At 64.9% G+C, this 18,459-nt stretch carries 18 protein-coding genes; 6 read left to right on the top strand and 12 right to left on the bottom strand.

What is annotated here, in order from left to right; genetic code table 11:
* Window positions 1–775: acyltransferase family protein (locus Q1J95_RS00265; protein ID WP_300264833.1), on the top strand; the 775-nt coding region annotated here is incomplete at its 5' end.
* Here the strand turns inward: Q1J95_RS00265 and Q1J95_RS00260 are convergent.
* Entirely contained in the window at window positions 772–1,227 is a 456-nt protein-coding gene (locus tag Q1J95_RS00260) for a hypothetical protein (RefSeq protein WP_300264831.1), read from the bottom strand. The two genes, Q1J95_RS00265 and Q1J95_RS00260, sit on opposite strands and share 4 nt — an antisense overlap.
* Before the next feature lie 73 nt (window positions 1,228–1,300).
* Between Q1J95_RS00260 and Q1J95_RS00255 the strand changes: the two genes are divergently transcribed.
* The gene (locus tag Q1J95_RS00255; protein WP_300264828.1) at window positions 1,301–2,305 is read left to right on the top strand and encodes a 2-oxoglutarate and iron-dependent oxygenase domain-containing protein; all 1,005 of its coding nucleotides are present in this window, start codon (window positions 1,301–1,303) and stop codon (window positions 2,303–2,305) included.
* Between the two features lie 2 nt (window positions 2,306–2,307).
* Here the strand turns inward: Q1J95_RS00255 and Q1J95_RS00250 are convergent, their stop codons facing one another.
* A complete protein-coding gene (locus tag Q1J95_RS00250; protein ID WP_300264826.1) occupies window positions 2,308–2,622 on the bottom strand; it encodes a transcriptional regulator in 315 nt (104 codons plus the stop codon).
* Window positions 2,615–3,478 (bottom strand): hypothetical protein, encoded by an 864-nt coding sequence (locus tag Q1J95_RS00245; protein ID WP_300264824.1) that lies wholly within the window; start codon window positions 3,476–3,478, stop codon window positions 2,615–2,617. The genes Q1J95_RS00250 and Q1J95_RS00245 overlap by 8 nt, the downstream gene beginning before the upstream one ends.
* A gap of 119 nt (window positions 3,479–3,597) precedes the next feature.
* Between Q1J95_RS00245 and Q1J95_RS00240 the strand changes: the two genes are divergently transcribed.
* Complete coding sequence (locus Q1J95_RS00240) at window positions 3,598–4,125, top strand: DUF488 family protein (protein ID WP_300264822.1); 528 nt, start codon at window positions 3,598–3,600, stop codon at window positions 4,123–4,125.
* Window positions 4,126–4,199: 74 nt separating this feature from the next.
* Here Q1J95_RS00240 and rpsO read toward each other — a convergent pair whose 3' ends face one another.
* Window positions 4,200–4,469, bottom strand: a complete 270-nt coding sequence (rpsO, locus tag Q1J95_RS00235) for a 30S ribosomal protein S15 (RefSeq protein ID WP_300264820.1) — start codon at window positions 4,467–4,469, stop codon at window positions 4,200–4,202.
* Between the two features lie 147 nt (window positions 4,470–4,616).
* Between rpsO and Q1J95_RS00230 the strand changes: the two genes are divergently transcribed.
* On the top strand, window positions 4,617–5,900 hold the full coding sequence (locus Q1J95_RS00230) for an MFS transporter (RefSeq protein WP_300264817.1): 1,284 nt from the start codon (window positions 4,617–4,619) through the stop codon (window positions 5,898–5,900).
* 27 nt (window positions 5,901–5,927) lie between these two features.
* Here the strand turns inward: Q1J95_RS00230 and Q1J95_RS00225 are convergent, their stop codons facing one another.
* The 3 genes from Q1J95_RS00225 to Q1J95_RS00215 all read right to left on the bottom strand — a co-directional run bounded on the left by Q1J95_RS00225 (window position 5,928) and on the right by Q1J95_RS00215 (window position 8,417).
* The gene (locus Q1J95_RS00225) at window positions 5,928–6,482 is read right to left on the bottom strand and encodes a YceI family protein (RefSeq protein ID WP_300264814.1); all 555 of its coding nucleotides are present in this window, start codon (window positions 6,480–6,482) and stop codon (window positions 5,928–5,930) included.
* A 139-nt stretch (window positions 6,483–6,621) separates the two neighbouring features.
* Entirely contained in the window at window positions 6,622–6,990 is a 369-nt protein-coding gene (locus tag Q1J95_RS00220; protein ID WP_300264811.1) for an FKBP-type peptidyl-prolyl cis-trans isomerase, read from the bottom strand.
* Between the two features lie 212 nt (window positions 6,991–7,202).
* Window positions 7,203–8,417, bottom strand: coding sequence for a PrsW family intramembrane metalloprotease (locus tag Q1J95_RS00215; RefSeq protein WP_300264808.1), 1,215 nt, complete (start codon window positions 8,415–8,417; stop codon window positions 7,203–7,205).
* Window positions 8,418–8,478: 61 nt separating this feature from the next.
* Between Q1J95_RS00215 and Q1J95_RS00210 the strand changes: the two genes are divergently transcribed.
* Entirely contained in the window at window positions 8,479–9,348 is an 870-nt protein-coding gene (locus Q1J95_RS00210) for a fumarylacetoacetate hydrolase family protein (protein WP_300264805.1), read from the top strand.
* On the opposite strand, the gene Q1J95_RS00205 is transcribed toward Q1J95_RS00210, so the two are convergent.
* The 3 genes from Q1J95_RS00205 to Q1J95_RS00195 all read right to left on the bottom strand — a co-directional run bounded on the left by Q1J95_RS00205 (window position 9,345) and on the right by Q1J95_RS00195 (window position 12,562).
* Window positions 9,345–10,805: an aspartate ammonia-lyase gene (locus Q1J95_RS00205; protein ID WP_300264802.1), complete on the bottom strand. Its 1,461-nt coding sequence runs from the start codon at window positions 10,803–10,805 to the stop codon at window positions 9,345–9,347. The two genes, Q1J95_RS00210 and Q1J95_RS00205, sit on opposite strands and share 4 nt — an antisense overlap.
* A 66-nt stretch (window positions 10,806–10,871) precedes the next feature.
* Window positions 10,872–11,207, bottom strand: coding sequence for a peptidase (locus tag Q1J95_RS00200; protein ID WP_300264799.1), 336 nt, complete (start codon window positions 11,205–11,207; stop codon window positions 10,872–10,874).
* The gene (locus Q1J95_RS00195) at window positions 11,204–12,562 is read right to left on the bottom strand and encodes an inorganic phosphate transporter (RefSeq protein ID WP_300264835.1); all 1,359 of its coding nucleotides are present in this window, start codon (window positions 12,560–12,562) and stop codon (window positions 11,204–11,206) included. The genes Q1J95_RS00200 and Q1J95_RS00195 overlap by 4 nt, the downstream gene beginning before the upstream one ends.
* A gap of 157 nt (window positions 12,563–12,719) precedes the next feature.
* Here Q1J95_RS00195 and Q1J95_RS00190 point away from each other — a divergent pair, with 157 nt between their 5' ends.
* A complete protein-coding gene (locus Q1J95_RS00190) occupies window positions 12,720–14,816 on the top strand; it encodes a S9 family peptidase (RefSeq protein WP_300264797.1) in 2,097 nt (698 codons plus the stop codon).
* A gap of 132 nt (window positions 14,817–14,948) precedes the next feature.
* Here Q1J95_RS00190 and Q1J95_RS00185 read toward each other — a convergent pair whose 3' ends face one another.
* Together Q1J95_RS00185 and Q1J95_RS00180 are read right to left on the bottom strand one after the other, a co-directional pair.
* On the bottom strand, window positions 14,949–15,977 hold the full coding sequence (locus tag Q1J95_RS00185) for an ATP-dependent 6-phosphofructokinase (protein WP_300264794.1): 1,029 nt from the start codon (window positions 15,975–15,977) through the stop codon (window positions 14,949–14,951).
* A gap of 216 nt (window positions 15,978–16,193) precedes the next feature.
* A complete protein-coding gene (locus Q1J95_RS00180) occupies window positions 16,194–18,347 on the bottom strand; it encodes a DEAD/DEAH box helicase (RefSeq protein WP_300264792.1) in 2,154 nt (717 codons plus the stop codon).
* Window positions 18,348–18,459: the final 112 nt, after the last annotated feature.

The raw sequence follows: 18,459 nt of genomic DNA, 5'->3' as shown, positions 1-18,459 counted from the left end.
GCCCTCGTGGACTCTCTGGTTTCTGCTCGCACTCGGAATATTCCGTCTCGTCCTGCCCTACCTCGCTCTGCTGCGCTGGCCGCTCGCGTGGAGTGTCGTGATCTCGGTCAGCGCCGGCTACCTGACCAACGTCGACAGCACGTTCTCGCTGTCTCGCACCCTCGGCTTTCTGCCGTTCTTCGTGCTCGGCTGGTGGCTGCGCGAACATGACCTCGTCAACCGACTGCGCTTGATCGACTTCCGGCCGTGGTGGTTGCGCGTGCTCGCCCTCGCCGTCCTCGCTGTCGATGGCTTCATCGCCTGGAACTGGCAGGAGCTATGGACGAAGGTCGAGTTGAGCAAATGGTTCTTCTACGACGATTCCTACGCTGACCTGGATGCCCACGCCTGGTGGTCAGGCGGCGTACGACTGCTGATCATCGCGATCGGGCTCATCCTCAGCGCCGCGTTCTTCATCCTGATTCCGCGTCGCACCCGATGGTGGACCCGGTTCGGCCAGTACACGATGTACGTCTATCTGCTGCACTCGTTCGTGCTGTACCCATTCCGCGAATCGGGCATCCTGCGCAATGCGGAACCGACCTGGATCTGGCTTCCCACCGTCATCGCCCTCTCAGTCGTCATCGCCCTCGTGCTCGCGACGAAGCCCATCCGCTGGCTCACACGCCCGCTCATCGAGCCGCGACCGCGCTGGCTGTTCAGCGATACCAGGCTCGTCTCCGACACATCGCGCCGTGATGACCCGACCGGGTCGAGGCGTGCCGTCGAGGGTTAGTCAGCGACGTCTACGCGGGGAAGACGGCGCGCCACTACCGCGATGTAGGCGACGAGCGAAGCGAGCAGCAGCAGCTCGGCTGCAATATACCCGTAGTGCAACCATGACTCCCCCGGATCGCCACCCGCGATGATGACGTCACTGCGAGCAGCCAACAACGGCCGGATGACGAACGACTCGACCGCCATGACCAGCCACATCACGCCGATCAGCAGCCAGCCACCCCTGGTCTCACGGGGTCGGGCCCGACCGATCAGCGTGAGCACGACGAGGATCGCCCAGCCCGCGACTGACAACGCGACGAACACGAGTCGGCCGATGCCGAGCCCGAGCGGCGTCGTGATCCCGGGGGCGAGGAATTTCAACGGTGTCTCCATGAAGCTCAATCCGATGATGAGTCCGATCCAGACGGCAGGCAGCAGGAGACGCAGAGAAATCCACAGGCGAGGCATGGTTCCAGATTACCGGCGGTAACCCGGCGCAATACTCGTCGCACCGGTGGCTCGTTCGGCTTAGCCTCAGGTCATGGCTGATCTGAATCTTCCCGTGCTCGATCTCTCACAGCTTGACGCGGGACCTGAGTCCGCCGCGCGCTTCCGCGAGGACCTACGCGCCGCAACGCACGATGTCGGCTTCTTCTACCTGACCGGCACCGGTGTGAGTGCCGAGCTGTCCGAACGGCTGCATCGTGCTGCGCTCGATTTCTTCGCACTCCCCGACGAAGAGAAGCTGTCGATCGAGATTGTGAAAAGCCCGCACTTTCGCGGATACACGCGCATCGGTGGTGAGCGCACACAGGGCAAGGTGGACTGGCGTGAGCAGATCGACATCGGGCCCGAACGAGCGGCGGTCGAAGGCGGCCCAGCCTTCAATCGCCTCCTGGGACCGAACCTGTGGCCGAAGGCTCAGCCCGAGCTGCGCGAGGTCGTCGAAGAGTGGCACGCACAGCTGTCGGGCGTCTCTCGCAAGCTGCTGCGCGCCTGGGCTCTCGCGCTCGGCGCCGAAGAGAGCTACTTCGACGCGAACTTCGGTGAGCCCTCCACTCTGATCAAGATCGTTCGCTATCCCGGCGCCGAGGAGCCAGAACCCCAGCAGGGCGTCGGGGCCCACAAAGACTCGGGGGTGCTCACGCTGCTGTGGGTCGAGCCGGGCAAGGGCGGGCTGCAGGTCGAGCGTGACGGCAGCTGGGTGGATGCTCCGCCTGTCGACGGCGCATTCGTCGTGAACATCGGCGAGCTGCTCGAGTACGCGACGGCCGGTTACCTCAAGGCCACCAATCACCGCGTGATCTCGCCGAAGGCGCCCGAGGAGCGCATCTCGGTGCCATTCTTCTTCAACCCTGCGCTCGATAAGACCCTGCCGCTGATCGAGCTTCCCGCTGACCTTGCCGCTGATGCGCGCGGGGTGTCGGCCGACCCGACGAACCCGATCCACAGCCTCTACGGCGAGAACGCCCTCAAGTCTCGTTTGCGAGCGCATCCCGATGTCGCGGCGATCCACCACCCTGATCTGGCCCGCGCTGCCGGGTGACGTCAGCGGCGCGAGCCGCCGAACTCGACAATCTCCTGCAGCGCATGCAGGTGCGCCGCGAAGGCGCACTCGCCCCGGCGCGTCGAGCGCACCCATGTGCGTGGCCTGCTTCCAACTTCACCACGGCGCGTCGAGACGTAGCCGATCGCGTGCAGATGCGAGATCGACTTACTGAGTGCGGAGTCCCCCACCTGAAGCACCTCAGCCAGCGTCGAGAAGTCGAGCTCGTCGCCGTCGAGCAGCGCAGCCATGAGCGAGAAGCGGATGGGACTGGCGAAGTTGTCATCCAATCGCAGCCGCGGATGCTGCTCACCCATCGCGTCCGTCCCGGAACACGGCGGCTGCGAACAGCAGCACGATGCCAGACCCGACCCAGGGTGCGAACACGGCCAGCGGCGCCGAGGGCGCCACCAGTCGCACGAGGATCGCTGCGGCAAGCGCTACCGCCCCGATACCGAATGCGCCCCATTGCGATCGTGACCAAACCGCGCCCAACACCGGCAGGCGGTCGCTGATACGCGCGGCGATCCACCACACCACGACACAGCCGCACATAGCCGCGCCGACGATCGGCACCCTCAGCTCGTCGAACTCTGCCATGACTACGCCCGCGCCGACCGCGAAGAAGACGCCGACACCGACGCTCATCCATCGCTCCCCGCTACTCAGCGGGCGGAGCGCCTGCGACAACGGCATCGACTGCTGTAGTTGACGCACGGCCGGTACGCCGAACACAGCCAGTGCGAGGAGCCCGGGAACAAGTCGGACTGTCCACGGAGGTCGTAAGCCAAAGGATCCGAGCACGACCCCGCCGACCACGACGAGGATCAGCAGAATCGCGAACCAAACCGCAACCGAACGCTCGCCTGAAAGCGGCGTTCCATACGTACCGTCGCCTTCACGGCGCTCCAACGCGAGGTGCAGCCACACGAGGAAGGCGGCGATCAGCACGAGGAACGAGACCCCCGGTGGTGTGCCGATCGCAAAGGCTGCGATGGTGATGTAGATCGAGAGCGCAACGGCATCCGTGAGCGAGAACCAGGCCAGTCGCCGGCGATCGATGTGCTTCTCCCGACGATCGCGCACCTGCTCGATCTCATCGAGATACACCTGGGCGACATCCGCCGTCGGCGGATCCAGTGGCTGCTGCCCCGGGGCCGGTCGCTGTTCCATCGTGTCCGCTCTACGGTGGTGCCACTTTCCATCTGGAAAGACACACGCTTTCCTACCGGAGAGCCATCACCCCGTCAAGCAGGTGCACGCTGTCAGGCATGCGCAATAGCGTCAGGGATATGTCCTTACCGTTTTTCACCGTCGGTCATTCCACGCGATCCATCGCGGAGTTCATCGACGTGCTGAACACCAGCGACGTCGAGTTGATCGTGGATGTGAGACGTCTTCCGGGCTCGCGTCGGCATCCGCAGTTCAACGAGGATTCGCTGCGCGAATCGTTGGATGCGGCAGGCATCGGGTTCGAGCGAATCGCACAGCTTAGCGGGCGTCGCCCGGTGTCGAAGGACATCCCGTTCACAGTGAACGCCTTCTGGCAGAACCGCAGCTTCCACAACTACGCCGACTACGCGCTCTCGGACGAATTTCAATCCGGACTTGCGCAGCTGCGCGATCGCGGGCGCGACCTGCGCACGTCGGTGATGTGCTCAGAGGCGGTGTGGTGGCGGTGCCACCGGCGTATCATCGCCGACCATCTCCTCGCTCGGGGCGAGCAGGTGTTCCATCTCATGAACGAAGGTCGGCAGCATGCGGCATCCGTCACTTCCGGAGCCCTGGTCGAAGACGGCCACGTCACCTACCCCGCCTGACCGCGCCGGGAACGACGAAGGCCGCCCCACACCTGGGACGGCCTTCGGAAGAAGTGCGATTGAACGCTGGTCGCTCAGCGGCGGAGTCCGAGCTTCTCGATCAGCGCACGGTAGCGTGCGATGTCGGTGTCCTGGAGGTAGCCGAGCAGACGGCGGCGCTGACCCACCATCAGGAACAGGCCACGACGCGAGTGGTGGTCGTGCTTGTGGTCCTTGAGGTGTTCGGTGAGGTCTTTGATGCGCTGCGTCAGCATTGCGACCTGCACCTCGGGGGATCCGGTGTCACCGGGGTGCGTCGCGTACTCTTCGATGATCGCCTTCTTAGCGTCAGACTCGAGTGCCATAGATGGGATCCCCTTTCCATTCATTGCGCGGCGCCCAGCACCTGATGTGTGAGCTCTCTTTATCCGCGGCCGATCAAACGGCAACTTCACGAGTCTACCAGGCTCTCGCGCGCACGACGTACCGAGCAGAGCAGATAGCCTCAGGAGGTGCTCGGCTCTCTCATAGATCTGCGTCCCTTTCGCGCGAGTAGCGCATTCACCCGCTTGTGGATTGGCTCCACCCTCGCGGGCCTCGGCGGTCAACTCACCCTCGTCACCGTCATGCTCCACGTGTTCGAACTGACCGCCAGCACTCTGGCCGTGTCGATGGTGGCCGTCGCGGGCCTCGTTCCGATGATCCTGGCTGGCCTCTACGGCGGAATGCTGGCCGACGCCTTCGACCGTCGCATCGTGGCGCTCATCGCCGCAGTGATCACCTTCGTCTCCACACTGCTGCTCGCGGCGCTGACATGGGCGCACCTGGAGACGATCTGGTGGCTTTACGCATTGAGTGTCATCAATGCTGCGGCGAACTCCGTCGGCATGGCCACCCGGAGCGCCATCGTTCCTCGTCTGCTTCCGCGCGAACTGCTGGCACCGGCATCCGCCCTCAATGGCATCACGATCGGCATGATGGTGATGGTCGGCCCCGCGCTCGCCGGAATCCTCGTGGCAGCAACCGGATACGGCTGGACCTACTCGATCGATGTCGTGCTGATGCTGGCGATGTTCATGGGCTTGTGGACTCTTCCACCGCTACGCCCGGAGGGAACGATCGTGCGCCCCGGGCTGGCGTCACTGGTCGATGGCTGGCGCTTTCTCAAGAGCGCCGCGAACATCCGTACGCAATACCTGCTCGACATCGCCGCGATGACGTTCGGAAACCCCATCGCCCTCTACCCTGCGCTGGGCACGGTATTGCTGGGCGGCGGTGCGGTCACCACCGGAGCGCTCACCGCATCGATCGCGGCGGGCACGTTCCTGTCCAGCCTGTTCTCCGGCCGCGTCGTCCGGTACCGCTGGCACGGCCGAGGCATCGAACGGGCGATCCGGGCATACGGGGTCGCCATCGTCGTGTTCGGCACTGTTCTCCTGCTGGGCGTGTGGATGCCTCCCGTCGACGAGACGAGCGCCAATCTCGGCCTCATCGTCGGCGCCTGCCTGGCTCTGGCCGCGTCAGGCGCAGCGGACAACATCAGCTCGATCTATCGCAGCACCATGATGCAATCGTCCGTGCCGGACAGCATCCGCGGGCGCCTGCAGGGTATCTTCATCGTCGTCGTGACGGGCGGCCCGCGCCTCGGAGCACTCTACGTCGGCGTGCTCTCGACCGCGACAGCGCTGTGGTTCCCGCCACTGCTCGGTGGCTTCATCGTCATCGCGATCGTCGCGATACTCGTGCGACGGGCTCCGCGATTTCGCGCATACGACGCAGAGGATCCCACGCCCTGACGGGCACGGGATCCTCTCAGCGCAACGTCAGTCCTGTTGCAGAGCACCCTGCAGGTCGAGGTTGATGGTGATGTCCTTGCCCACGAGCACGCCGCCCGTCTCGAGCGCCGCGTTCCAGGTGAGCCCGAAGTCCTCACGATTGATGGTCGTCGACGCCGAGGCGCCGGCCTTGTAATTGCCGTACGGGTCCTGTCCGAAGCCACCGAACTCGAACTCGAAGCTCACCGGTTTCGTCGTGCCGCGGATGGTCAGGTCGCCGTCGATGAAGAAATCGTCGCCTTCGACGCGAGCGCCGGTGGAGACGAACTCCATCGTCGGGAAGTTCTCGGCGTCGAAGAAATCAGCCGAACGCAGGTGCTCGTCGCGACCGGCGTCGTTCGTGTCGACCGACGCGACATCGACGCTTGCCGTCACGGTGGCCTCGAGCGGGTTCTCGGGCGCGGTGAGGGTCGCGCTCTTCACGCCGAATGTGCCGCGAACCTTTGAGATCATCATGTGGCGGACGCTGAACGTCACCTCACTGTGCGAGGGGTCGAGGACCCACGTTCCTGCGCGGTAGCCGGGGATGTCGATCGTGGTCATGCGTTTCTCCTTGAAGATCTCAGGCCGTCGAGCGGCGGTTCACAGAAGCACAACTCATATACGTTTGCATGTATTCCGAGAAGGCAGAAAAATATGGGCCCCATTCTCGATTCACGAGATGGGGCCCGAAGAAAGACGATCAGCCGACAGCGACCAGGTCGATAATGAAGATCAGCGTCTTGCCGGAGAGGAAGTGCCCTCCGCCGGCCGGACCATATGCCAGATGCGGCGGCACGATCAGCTCGCGGCGACCACCGATCTTCATGCCCGGAATGCCCTCCTGCCAGCCCTGGATGAGGCCGCGCAGCGGGAACTGGATCGTCTCGCCACGACCCCAGGACGAGTCGAACTCCTCACCCGAGTCGAACTCGACACCGGCGTAGTGAACCGTCACGGTGTCACCGGGTGCTGCAGCGGCACCGTCGCCTTCGATGATGTCTCGGATCGCCAACTCGCTGGGGGCAGGACCGGTAGGGGCGTCGAACTCGGGCTTGGTGCGCTCAGTCATGATCCCATCCAACCTGACGCCTACAAGCGCGTCAATGCGCACGCACCAGCCCTCAGCGAACAGATCACGTCGATTTGCCCAACTGGGTCTTGACACCCGGCGAGACCGGGTGCACCCTGGGTTCATACCAACTCAGCGCCCGGGAGACTCGCAGGCATCGCCGCAGCACCGGGCGCTGAGTCTTGCCATCAGCGCCGCGATCGGACCGCCGCTCAGTAAGCCAGCAGCGCGGCGCGCGTCGCCCGGGCGCGCGTCAGCAGCGCCCGCTCATCTTCGGCCGCGAGTGGGTCGCGCCCCGTGACCGCACGCTGTCGAACAGCCGCCAACGCCGTCGCATCCTTGATGAACTGCTTCATGAGCGGCCGTCGATCTCCTCGCAGCGAGGCAGCCCAGTTCATGCCTGTCTTTCGCCCCGCGGGCGTTGCCAACATGGCGACTTCCTCCGGGGTGAACCACCCGGCAGTCGCGTACTCTCCCAGCCGCTGTTCGGTCAGTCGCGCCTCTTCTTTGCGGAGGGCGACGATCGCGATGATGAATCCGATGAACAGCGGAACCTGGAGCGTCACATACAGAGCGAAGAAGTCCGCGAAGATGGCTGAGCCGTTCCAGAAGCCGTGCAGCAGCACCGCACCGATGAGCCCCAGTGCTCCCGCTCCCAGCACGGATGCCGACGAGGCACCGCGGCGCGCTGCCAACCCCATAGCAAAGCCGGTCAGCGCGGTGAACATCGCGTGCGCGAACGGCGAGAGGAGTCCCCGCATCACGAACGTCGCCGTCAGCTGCCCTCCGCCTCCTTCGATCAGACTGATCGCGAAGTACTGAATGTTCTCGGTGAACGCGAAACCGGCCCCCACCAGCGCACCGTAGACGATCCCGTCGACAGGACCGTCGAACACCCGCCGCCCCGCATAGAAGATGACCAGGATGCCGAGACCCTTGGCGATCTCTTCCACGACCGGGGCCTGAATGACCGAGGAGAACGCATCCGAGCGCACCCCGACCGCGAGCGTCAGCGCGAGGTCGACCAGCAGCGTGATTCCCACCGCGGCGATCGCACCCCAGGCGATCGCGAAGGCGATCAACAGCTTGGGCTCGGGTTCCCACCGATCGATCAGACGCACACCGAAGAAGACGATGGCGAACGGAACCAGCGCCAAGACCATGCCGACACCGGATGCCGCGACCCCCAGCGCCCAGACGAAATAGCCGATGAGCGCGAGCAAGACGAACCCCAGCACGCCGAAGACCCACACCGACACCGTCCGTCCACGCTTGGACGGCACGGGAAGCGAGGGCAGACCCGGCGCCGGCGCGGGAGCGGCCGGGGCCGGTGGCGAGTAGCTCGTCGGCTGCGCGAGCGCGGATTCGTATCTCGGCTGCTGGTTGAAGTGCGGCGGCGTGTACTGCGCTGATCCCCCATGTGTCATCCCCAAAGCCTAGACGGATGAGGTGCCATCACTCAGACACGTGAGCGGTAGCGTAGAGAACATGCGACTCGCTCATCTCCGTCGATCCGATTCTGCGCAGATCCACCTGGCCGTCATCGAGGGGTCCGAAGCCGTGCTGGTCTCCGACCTGCTCTCCCCCGCTCCCGCGTCACTGCAAGAGCTGATTCAGGGCGGTGACGACGCCCTCGACCAGGTACGTCAGGCGCTCGCCGACGGCGATGCGCCGCGGCATCCGCTCGAAGGATATGCGTTCGCCTCGGCCGTGCTGGGCCCGCCAGTGGTCCTCGCCGTCGGGTTGAACTACGCCGCGCACTCCAGCGAGCTGGGGCTCAAGACCGATACAGCGCCGACCGTCTTCACGCTGTGGCCCAACTCGCTGACGGGGCACGAGTCGACGACGGCGTGGCCTCGCGCATTGAGTGAATCCGTCGATTACGAAGCAGAGCTCGGCGTGCTCATCGGCACCGCGGCGAAAGATGTGACAGCAGACGATGCCCTCGACCACGTCTGGGGATACACGGTCGTCAACGACATCACGGCGCGCGATATCCAGTTCTCCGAGGCCCAGTGGTCTCGGTGCAAATCCTTCGACGGGTTCACCCCGACCGGCCCGTTCGTCGTGACGGCGGATGAGGTTCCCGATCCGCAGGATCTGCACATCTGGACAGTCGTCGACGGACACACCGTGCAGGATGCCTCAACGGGACAGATGGTGCGACCTGTGTCGACGCTGATCGCTCACCTGTCGCAGTCACTCACGCTGCAGCCGGGCACGCTGATCTCAACCGGCAGCCCCGGCGGCGCCGGATACTCACGCGACCCGCAGATCTTCCTGCGCGATCACTCGACCGTCACCGTCGGAATCGACGGCATCGGCGAGCTGACGACGCACTGCCGCATCACCGGTTAGATCTCGATCAGGCCCTCTGGCGGAATCACGCTGACGGCGGCTGTCACGGCTTCGAGGCCCGACAGGCGCGCTGGCGACAGCTGCTTGGTCACCTCTTCACGCGACATCAGGCCCGCCTCGACCACGAGGTCGGCGACGTTGCGCTTGGTCAGCAGCGCTGTCTTCGCCAGTGCCGCCGCCGCCGCGTAGCCGATGAAGGGCGTGAGGGCCGTGATGACGCCGACCGAAGCGCCCACCATGGCGCCCAAGCGGTCGTCGTTCGCGGTGATGCCATCGACGCAATTGACGCGCAACGTCCATATCGCCTGCCGCATCCAGGTGATCGACTGGAAGATCGAATGGGCGATGACCGGCTCGAAGGCATTGAGCTGCAACTGCCCGGCTTCCACCGCCATCGTGACCGTGGTGTCGGCCCCGACAACCGCGAAGGCCACCTGGTTGACGACCTCGGGAATGACGGGGTTGACCTTCGCGGGCATAATGCTGGAGCCTGCCTGCTTGGCCGGGAGGTTGATCTCGCCGAACCCGGCCTGTGGACCAGACGAGAGCAGCCGCAGGTCATTGCAGATCTTCGAGAGCTTGATCGCGTTGCGCTTGAGCGACGATGAGAATGACATGAACGCACCGGTGTCGCTGGTGGATTCGACCAGATCGGATGCCGTCTGCAGATCGAGTGCGGTGATCTCACGCAGGTGGCGCAGCACCGACGCCGCATAGTCGGCGTGCGTGGTGATGCCCGTTCCGATGGCCGTCGCGCCCATGTTGATCTCGAACATCAGCGAAGCGTTCTCGGTGAGTCGGGTGTGATCTTCGCCGAGCGTGGTGGCGAATCCGTGGAACTCCTGACCGAGAGTCATCGGCACGGCATCCTGCAGCTGCGTGCGACCGACCTTGAGGATTTCGTGGAACTCCGCGGCCTTGCTGAGGAAGGAGCGCCGCAGCAGCTCCAGCTCGTCCAGGAGCGACTGCAGGGTCAGCGAGAGCCCGATCTTGATGGCCGTCGGATAGACGTCGTTGGTCGACTGACTGCGATTGGTGTGATCGATCGGCGAGAGGAACGCGTAATCGCCCTTCTCACGGCCGGCCATCTCCAACGCGACGTTGGTGATGACCTCATTGGCGTTCATGTTCGTCGAGGTGCCCGCCCCGCCCTGGATCACACCGACCGTGAACTGATCGTGAAACTCGCCGTCGATGATGCGCTGCGCGGCGCGATCGATCAGATCAGCACGCTCGTGATCGAGCACGCCGATCTCACGGTTCGCACGCGCACTGGCCTGCTTGACCATCGCCAACGCCCGCACCATATCGGAGTACACCGAGATCGGTCGCTTCGTGATCGGGAAGTTCGCCTCAGCGCGGGCGGTGTGAATGCCCCAGTACGCGTCAGCAGGAATCTCCATGCTCCCGAGGGAGTCTTTTTCGGTGCGAGTGGGACCGGGCGCGGCAGAGGCCATGTCACATCCTTGTGGGTCGTGGCGAACAGTGGTGGGGGATATGCCCATCCTACGCCGACCGCAGGCTCAGTGACCGATCACCAGCAGGGCGATTCCGCCGAGCACGGCAAGACCGCACAGCACGAAACAGGCGTAAGCGCCCACCAGTGACACCCGCTTAGCTCGCGCGCTGAGCGGGCTCTTGCGGGCAGCCTTGGCTGCCTGCTTCGCGGCTCGGGCCGCTTCCTTCTCGGTGATGACCGTGATCGCATCCGTGAACTCCGCCGGCGTGACGACGGGCGCATGTCCCGAGCGCACGAGCAGTCGCAGTCCAAGCGCGTAGAACGTCACGATCGCACTCGCGGCGATCAGAGCCACAGCGAAGACCGCGAGGAACGCGAGCCAATCGATCTCGATACTCATTCGCTCTTCTCCCCTCGACCGTCCGTGGAAGCTGACTGCTGCGCCTTCGTCTTCGGCGCCTTCGTCTTCTGTGCCTTCGCCTGTGCGTCGGCTTTCTTGAGCGCCTTCGTATCGGCTCTGGCCTTCTTCCGCGCCTTTGCCTCGGCACGTGCCTGCTCGATACGCTGCTGGCGCCGGGTCGGCGGGGGCATATCGGGAAGCTCGACAGCGTGGCCGGACTCGGCGACATCGCTCATTGCGTTCTCCGACGTCACGGCGTTTCGGCGTGAGCGCACGTAGAGCCCCACGATGATGATGAGCGCGATCACAGCGTCGATCACGACGCCGCCATTGCCCAACCAGACGACCAACAGCGCGGCCAGGCCGCCGACTGCGGCTGCCGCCGGCAACGTCAGCAACCAGCCGATCGTGATACGCCCAGCCGTCCGCCAGCGCACCGTGGAGCCCCGTCGGCCCAGCCCGGAGCCGATCACCGACCCTGAGGCGACCTGCGTGGTCGACAGGGCGAAGCCGAGCGCGCTAGAGGCGAGGATTGTCGCCGCCGTCGAACTCTCGGCGGCGAAGCCCTGCGCCGGCTTGACCTCGGTGAGCCCCTTGCCGAGCGTGCGGATGATTCGCCATCCGCCCAGATAGGTGCCGAGCGCAATCGTCACGGCGCAGGCGACGATGACCCAGAGCTGCGGCTCGTGGTGCGCGCCGGACTGCCAGCCGATGGTGATGAGCGCGAGAGTGATGACGCCCATGGTCTTCTGCGCGTCGTTTGTTCCGTGCGCGAGCGCGACGAGCGAAGACGTGAAGATCTGACCCCAGCGGAAGCCGTCGCGACCATCGGGTTTGCCGTCGTAACGACGTGTGATCGAGTACGCGATCTTCGTCGCGGCGAAAGCGATGATCCCGGCGGTCAGCGGCGCGATCAGCGCGGGAAGCACGACCTTCGACAGCACCATTCCGAAGTCGATCCCGCCCAGACCTGCGCCGACGAGCGTGGCTCCGATCAGACCGCCGAACAGCGCGTGCGATGAACTCGACGGCAGACCCAGCAGCCAGGTGAGCATGTTCCACGTGATCGCACCGATCAGCCCGGCGAAGATCAGCGCGAGGAACAGCTCGGCGCCGGATTCTCTGATGGCATCTTCTTGGATGATGCCGCCGGAGACCGTCTTGGACACCTCGGTCGACAGGAACGCGCCGACCAGATTGAGCACCGCGGCCAAGAGCACCGCGGTCTTGGGCTTGAGCGCCCCCGTGGCGATCGGCGTCGCCATGGCGTTGGCGGTGTCATGGAAGCCATTGGTGAAGTCGAAGAACAGGGCCAGTGCGATGACCAGAACGACGATAAGAACTGCGGTTTCCACCATGCGCTTTCGGGTTGGTGTGGAGGAAAGGAGATGCTGACGTGATCAGCGTGACGAACGAAGAGTTCACCGTGGGTTTTTCTTCCGTTAACCGGCCCCGATCGATCCTTGCACCCTCCCCCGCCTCGGTCAACTCGACCTGGGATAGCGTGGCAGGGTGACCAACGCTCCTCTCGCAGCCCGCCGTTCCCAGATTCGCACTCATCACGGAGACAGCTTCGACGATCCCTATGAGTGGCTTCGTGAGAAGGAATCGCCCGAGGTACTGGCGCATCTGGACGCAGAGAACGCGCACACCGAATCGGCGACCGCACATCTCGCGGAACTTCGCGAGACCCTGTTCCAGGAGATCAAAGGGCGCGTGCAAGAGACCGACCTGTCCGTGCCGACGCGCCGCGGCGACTGGTGGTACTACACCCGCAGCGAAGAGGGCGCCCAGTACGGCATCCATTGCCGCGCTGCCGCAGACCCCGAGGACTGGACGCCGCCCACACTCGAGCCCGGCGTCCCCGTACCCGGTGAAGAGATCCTGCTCGACGGTAACCGCGAGGCCGAAAGGCACGACTTCTTCTCGCTCGGCGCCTTCGACACCTCAGACGATGCGACCAAACTATTGTGGGCGCCCGATTACGAGGGCGATGAGCTGTACACGATATGCGTGCGTGACCTCGTCACCGGCGAGGTGCTGGCCGATGAGATCCCCCGTACCGGCGGCGGCTTCTTCACCCCCGACGGTACCGGCATCATCTACACGACTCGTGACGAGGCCTGGCGGCCCGACACGCTGTGGCTGCACCGCCTCGGAACCGCAGTTGCCGATGACGTGCAGCTCTTCCATGAGCCCGACGAGCGTTTCTGGTTGGGCGCCGGCATCACGCGCAGTCGTCGCTATCTCGTGATCGGCGTCGGATCGAGCATCACCAGCGAGGAGTATCTTGTCGACCTCCGCGGTGAGATCACCTCTGCTCCGCAGCTGGTGTGGCCCCGTACCGAGGGCGTCGAGTACTCTCTCGAGCACGCCGTGATCGACGGAGAAGACCGTCTGCTGATCCTGCACAATCAGGGCGCGCTCGACTTCGAGCTGGTATCGGTTGCCGCCAACGATCCGCAGGGCGAGCGACACGTCATCATGGCGCATGAGTCGGGCCGGCGCATCCTCGATGTCAACTGCTTCCGTGACTTCGGCGTCGTCGCGTATCGCGCAGGCGGCCTCGAACGGATCGGTCTGCTCGAGTATCGCGACGACAGCGTGGATGAGTTGGCGTTCGACGAACCGCTGTTCTCAGCGTGGCCTACGGGCAACCCGGAATGGCACTCCCCCTTCCTCCGGCTCGGCTACACCTCGTTTGTGACGCCGAGCACCGTCTATGACCTGGAACTGTCGACGCGTGAGCTCGTGCTGCGCAAGCGTCAGCGCGTGCTCGGCGGATATGCGCCGGAAGAGTACGCGCAGGAACGCGCCTGGGCGACCGCAGCCGATGGCACCCGCGTCCCGATCTCGCTGGTGTGGAAGCGCTCGTTCGGTGAGCCCGGCTCCGCTCCCCGCCCCCTTCACCTCTACGGCTACGGATCCTACGAGCATTCCATCGATCCCGGATTCTCCGTCGCGCGGCTGAGCGAGCTCGATCGCGGTGTGATCTTCGCGGTTGCGCATGTGCGCGGCGGCGGCGAGATGGGCCGCAACTGGTACGAAGACGGCAAGATGCTGAACAAGCGCAATTCGTTCACCGACTTCGTGGCGTGCGCTGATCATCTGATCGCGACCGGCGTGACAACGCGCGCTCAGATGGTCGCTGAGGGCGGAAGCGCGGGCGGGCTGCTCATGGGCGCCGTGGTGAACCTGGCACCGACGACCTTCGCCGGCGTTCTCGCCGCTGTGCCGTTCGTCGATCCGCTCACCAGCATCCTCGACCCCTCGCTGCCGCTGACGGTGATCGAGTGGGACGAGTGGGGCGACCCGCTGCACAACGCTGACGTCTACGAATACATGAAGTCGTACAGCCCCTATGAGAACGTGCGAGACGGCGTCGCGTATCCCCGTATCCTCGCCGTGACGTCGCTGAACGACACACGCGTGCTGTACGTCGAACCCGCCAAGTGGGTGGCACGTCTGCGTGAAGCCGGAGCATCCGACGCGCTTGTGAAATGCGAGATGTCAGCGGGCCACGGCGGCGTCAGCGGACGCTATAACGCGTGGAAAGATCGCGCTTTCGAGATCGCGTGGCTGCTGGACTGCCTGGGCCTCGCCGGCTGAGCCGCTCCGCCGGGCTTCGGGCCTTCACCCGGCTACCTGACGACGTCCGAGAACAGGACAAGCGCTCCAGATCAGGAAACTTTCTACAGACCTGTCCTGTTCTCGGGCAGTCGTCCTGTTTTCGGAAATACCTCAGCCGAACAGCGCGGCGGCCTCGTCATAGCGGTGACGCGGCACGGTGTTCAGCTCGCCGAGGGCCTCTTCGAACGGCACCCGCACGATCTCGGTGCCCTGCATCGCGACCATCTTGCCCCAGGCGCCGTCGACGATGGCATCTGCGGCATGCAAGCCGAGCCGCGTCGCCAGCACGCGGTCGAAGCCGGAAGGCGATCCGCCGCGCTGAATGTGACCGAGGATCGTGGCACGGGTCTCGATACCGGTGATGCGCTCGATCTCGGGAGCCAGCTGATCGCCGATTCCACCCAGGCGCGGGCGGTTGAAGGCGTCGAGCCCCTTGTCGCTGTATGCCTCGTCCATGCCGGTGAGGGTGAAGCCCTCAGAAACGACGACCAGTGGGGCACGGCCGCGGTCATGGGCACTGGTCACCTGTGCCGCGATCTCATCGATCGACATGGGAACCTCGGGGATGCAGATCACGTGAGCGCCTGCCGCAATGCCGGCGTGCAGCGCGATCCAACCGACGTGGCGACCCATGACCTCGGCGACCATGCAACGCTGGTGCGAGTCACCCGTGGTGCGAAGGCGGTCCATCGCGTCGGTGGCGATGTTGACCGCGGTGTCGAAGCCGAACGAGTAGTCGGTCGCGCGCAGGTCGTTGTCGATGGTCTTCGGAACGCCCAGCACGTTCACACCATCTTTCGACAATCGGTCAGCTGCCGCGAGCGTTCCCTCGCCGCCGATCGCGATGATGCCGTCGATCTTGTGTCCGTACAGCGTCTTGGCGATGTTCTCGGCGCCTCCTCGCTCGCCCTCGTAGGGGTTCGTACGACTGGTGACGAGGATCGTTCCGCCCACCTTCGACAGGCCTTTGACCTCGTGGCGAGTCAGCGGCATGAAGTCGCCCTCGACGGCGCCTCGCCATCCGTCCCGGATGCCGACGAACTCGAGGTCGTACGAGGTCGTGCCTTTGAGCACGACACCGCGGATGACCGCGTTGAGGCCGGGGCAGTCGCCGCCGCTGGTGAGGATACCGATCTTCATGAGGGAGCCTTAGAGGTTTCGGGAGGGGGACGGGCGACGCTGCCTGGACTCGACCCTAGTGGGCATCCGGGCACGACGCCATTCGAGGGTCGCGAAAACCGCCGATCTTACGTCGTCATAAGAGCACATTCGCTCTTCTTGTGAGCTGGCGGCCACAATCCCGCCCGACGGACCGCAAGAATCCCCATTCTTGCCAGCCTCGAACGGGCGGCGAGGTCAGGCCTCCAACGCCTCGCGCAGCAGATGCATGAGAGCCGCCACCTGCACCGACTCGCTGGCGCTGATCTCGGTCGCCTCACCATCGAGCGCACGGGCGGCGAGGCCCTGCTTCTGATCGATGAGCTCGGCGATCTTCGTATCGATCGTATGGGCGGCGATGATCCGCCACGCGGTGACGGGCTCATCCTGCCCGATGCGGTGAACGCGGTCGATCGCCTGCGTCTGTTCGGCGGAGGTCCAGCTCAGCTCCGCCAGCACCACGTTCGACGCCGCCTGCAGATTGAGTCCCACACCGGCTGCGGTAAGCGAGCAGACAGCGATTCCCACTTCCTCATCGCCGTTGAAGTCATCGATCGCCTGCTGGCGCGCGGGGGTCGTCTGATCGCCGCGGATCGACACGTAGCGGATGCCGGATGCGGCGAAGTGCTCTTCCGCCTGATCCATGACGTCGATGTGCTTCGCGAAGAAGACGACCTTGCCGACCGAGCGCTGCAGCTGCACCGCGTAGTCTGCCGCAAGCTGTGCCTTGGCCCCGCCGATCTTGCGCACCATGGTGAAGACGTTGTCTCCGCTGGTTCCGGCCGCCTTCGACTCTTCCAGCTCGCCCGTGGCGACCAGACGAACGATGTCCTCGTCGATTTCCCCATTCGCCCGGCTCAGCGAGCGAGCGTCACCGCGATCACCGCGTGCTTCGATGATGCGACGGTACTTCGCTGCGAGCCGCTCGCCGAGCTCGCGCTCGGCCTCGCGGATGCCGCGACCGTACTCGTCATCCAGCTGCACGGGGAGGTCAGCAATGAGCTTGTCGGGCAGGTCAGCGGCGACATCCTTTTTCTTGCGCCGGACGATGCCCATCGAGATGACGGCGTCGCGTGCCTCACTGTAGAAGGCCTTGTCTGCCGGAGTGAGCCCGGTGTCATCGAGCTTGCGCATCAGCTCGTCGCCGGGCTTATCGCCGGTGGTCCAACCGAGGAAGCGCCAGATCGCGTCGAAGTCCTCGACGTCATTGATCAGCGGAGTACCCGTCAGCGCCATCATGAGCGGATCGCGTACGCGCTCACGGATGCGCGACGCCAGCGCCAACACGTTCTGCGAACGCTGCGAGGTGAGGTTCTTGATGAAGTGCGCCTCGTCGACGACCATGCCGCGCAGCCCGATGGAACCGAGCCAGGACAAGTGACGGTCGAGAATCTCATAGTTGACGATGAAGACATCCGCGAAAGCGTCGATGTCGGCTCCGTCACCCTGGATCACGGTCGCGCGACGCTGGGGTGTCCAGCGTTCGACCTCACGCGCCCAGTTCATCTTCACGACATTGGGGACGACCACCAGGAGCGGATAGCTGTCGGCGATCGAGGCGGCCAGCACAGACTGCGCGGTCTTGCCAAGGCCTGGCTCGTCCGCCAGGAGGAAGCTGCGATGCCCGGCGCGCACAGCTTCGAGCAGGCGCGACTGGTGCACCATGACCTCGAGCCCCTTGGGCGAGACGTGATCGTACTCGGGAACGGCCGGCAGCTCCATGGTCGCCGACGATCCACCCGCCCCGGATTCGAAGGCCTTGTAAAGCGGGCCCATGAGCTCCCAGCCGTCGAGACGCCGGCGCGGTGTCGTGTTCGCGCGGGGGGTGAGGTCGGGTGCAAGGAACGGATTGGCCAGTTGCCGAGATTCAACCGCAGGCGGGGTCACCTGACGGTCAGCGAGGGCCGCCGGAACGACAGGAGCCTGAACGGGGGCGGCATCGGTGATGATGAGTTCTTCCGGCGCCAGCTCGGCGCCCGATTCGAGCAGCCAGTCACGGCGCATCCGCTTCGCGACCGGGCTCGTCGCCTGGTCTGCCTCAAGCAGCTGAATAAGCGAGGTGTCACGTGCTGCCGTCTTGGCGAGAATGGTGGCGACGCCGTCGAGGCGCTTGAGCAGTTCCACGCGCGCGGCATCGGTGAAATCGTCGGCTACTCTCACCCTGGCGCGCTCCTCACGCACCAGGAAGGCGATGACCTGGAACTTCACTCGGTTCGTCGGGCCCAGCTTTCCGCGCTGCGCCTTGGCCTCGATCTCTCGTACCTTACGAGCGAGAATCGGGATCAGCGGGGCCTCGTCGAGCTTGCGAGACGTCTTCTTACGCCGCGTCGCGGCCGTTGCCGTAGTCGGCATGCTCCTCCTGAGCGTGAGAATCGGATCGCCGTCGGAGAGGGTGATCCGTGTCGTGCGAATCGTCCGCGTGTGGCGCCAGCCAGGACCGTGCGGACAGTGCTTCGCCCTCGTC

Source organism: Microbacterium sp. (assembly GCF_029263575.1).
Classification (GTDB): domain Bacteria; phylum Actinomycetota; class Actinomycetes; order Actinomycetales; family Microbacteriaceae; genus Microbacterium.
The sequence above is the reverse complement of the archived record's forward strand: the minus strand, read 5'-3'. Positions and strand labels throughout refer to the sequence as shown.

Bases quoted from the DNA above. Each gene is read 5' to 3' on its own strand.
- Q1J95_RS00220 (WP_300264811.1), bottom strand. From the start codon at position 6,990: ATGACTGAGCGCACCAAGCCCGAGTTCGACGCCCCTACCGGTCCTGCC.
- Q1J95_RS00205 (WP_300264802.1), bottom strand. From the start codon at position 10,805: ATGGCCTCTGCCGCGCCCGGTCCCACTCGCACCGAAAAAGACTCCCTC.
- Q1J95_RS00260 (WP_300264831.1), bottom strand. From the start codon at position 1,227: ATGCCTCGCCTGTGGATTTCTCTGCGTCTCCTGCTGCCTGCCGTCTGG.
- Q1J95_RS00245 (WP_300264824.1), bottom strand. From the start codon at position 3,478: ATGGAACAGCGACCGGCCCCGGGGCAGCAGCCACTGGATCCGCCGACG.
- Q1J95_RS00200 (WP_300264799.1), bottom strand. From the start codon at position 11,207: ATGAGTATCGAGATCGATTGGCTCGCGTTCCTCGCGGTCTTCGCTGTG.
- rpsO (WP_300264820.1), bottom strand. From the start codon at position 4,469: ATGGCACTCGAGTCTGACGCTAAGAAGGCGATCATCGAAGAGTACGCG.
- Q1J95_RS00180 (WP_300264792.1), bottom strand. From the start codon at position 18,347: ATGCCGACTACGGCAACGGCCGCGACGCGGCGTAAGAAGACGTCTCGC.
- Q1J95_RS00250 (WP_300264826.1), bottom strand. From the start codon at position 2,622: ATGGGTGAGCAGCATCCGCGGCTGCGATTGGATGACAACTTCGCCAGT.
- Q1J95_RS00225 (WP_300264814.1), bottom strand. From the start codon at position 6,482: ATGACCACGATCGACATCCCCGGCTACCGCGCAGGAACGTGGGTCCTC.
- Q1J95_RS00185 (WP_300264794.1), bottom strand. From the start codon at position 15,977: ATGAAGATCGGTATCCTCACCAGCGGCGGCGACTGCCCCGGCCTCAAC.
- Q1J95_RS00240 (WP_300264822.1), top strand. From the start codon at position 3,598: ATGTCCTTACCGTTTTTCACCGTCGGTCATTCCACGCGATCCATCGCG.
- Q1J95_RS00255 (WP_300264828.1), top strand. From the start codon at position 1,301: ATGGCTGATCTGAATCTTCCCGTGCTCGATCTCTCACAGCTTGACGCG.
- Q1J95_RS00210 (WP_300264805.1), top strand. From the start codon at position 8,479: ATGCGACTCGCTCATCTCCGTCGATCCGATTCTGCGCAGATCCACCTG.
- Q1J95_RS00215 (WP_300264808.1), bottom strand. From the start codon at position 8,417: ATGACACATGGGGGATCAGCGCAGTACACGCCGCCGCACTTCAACCAG.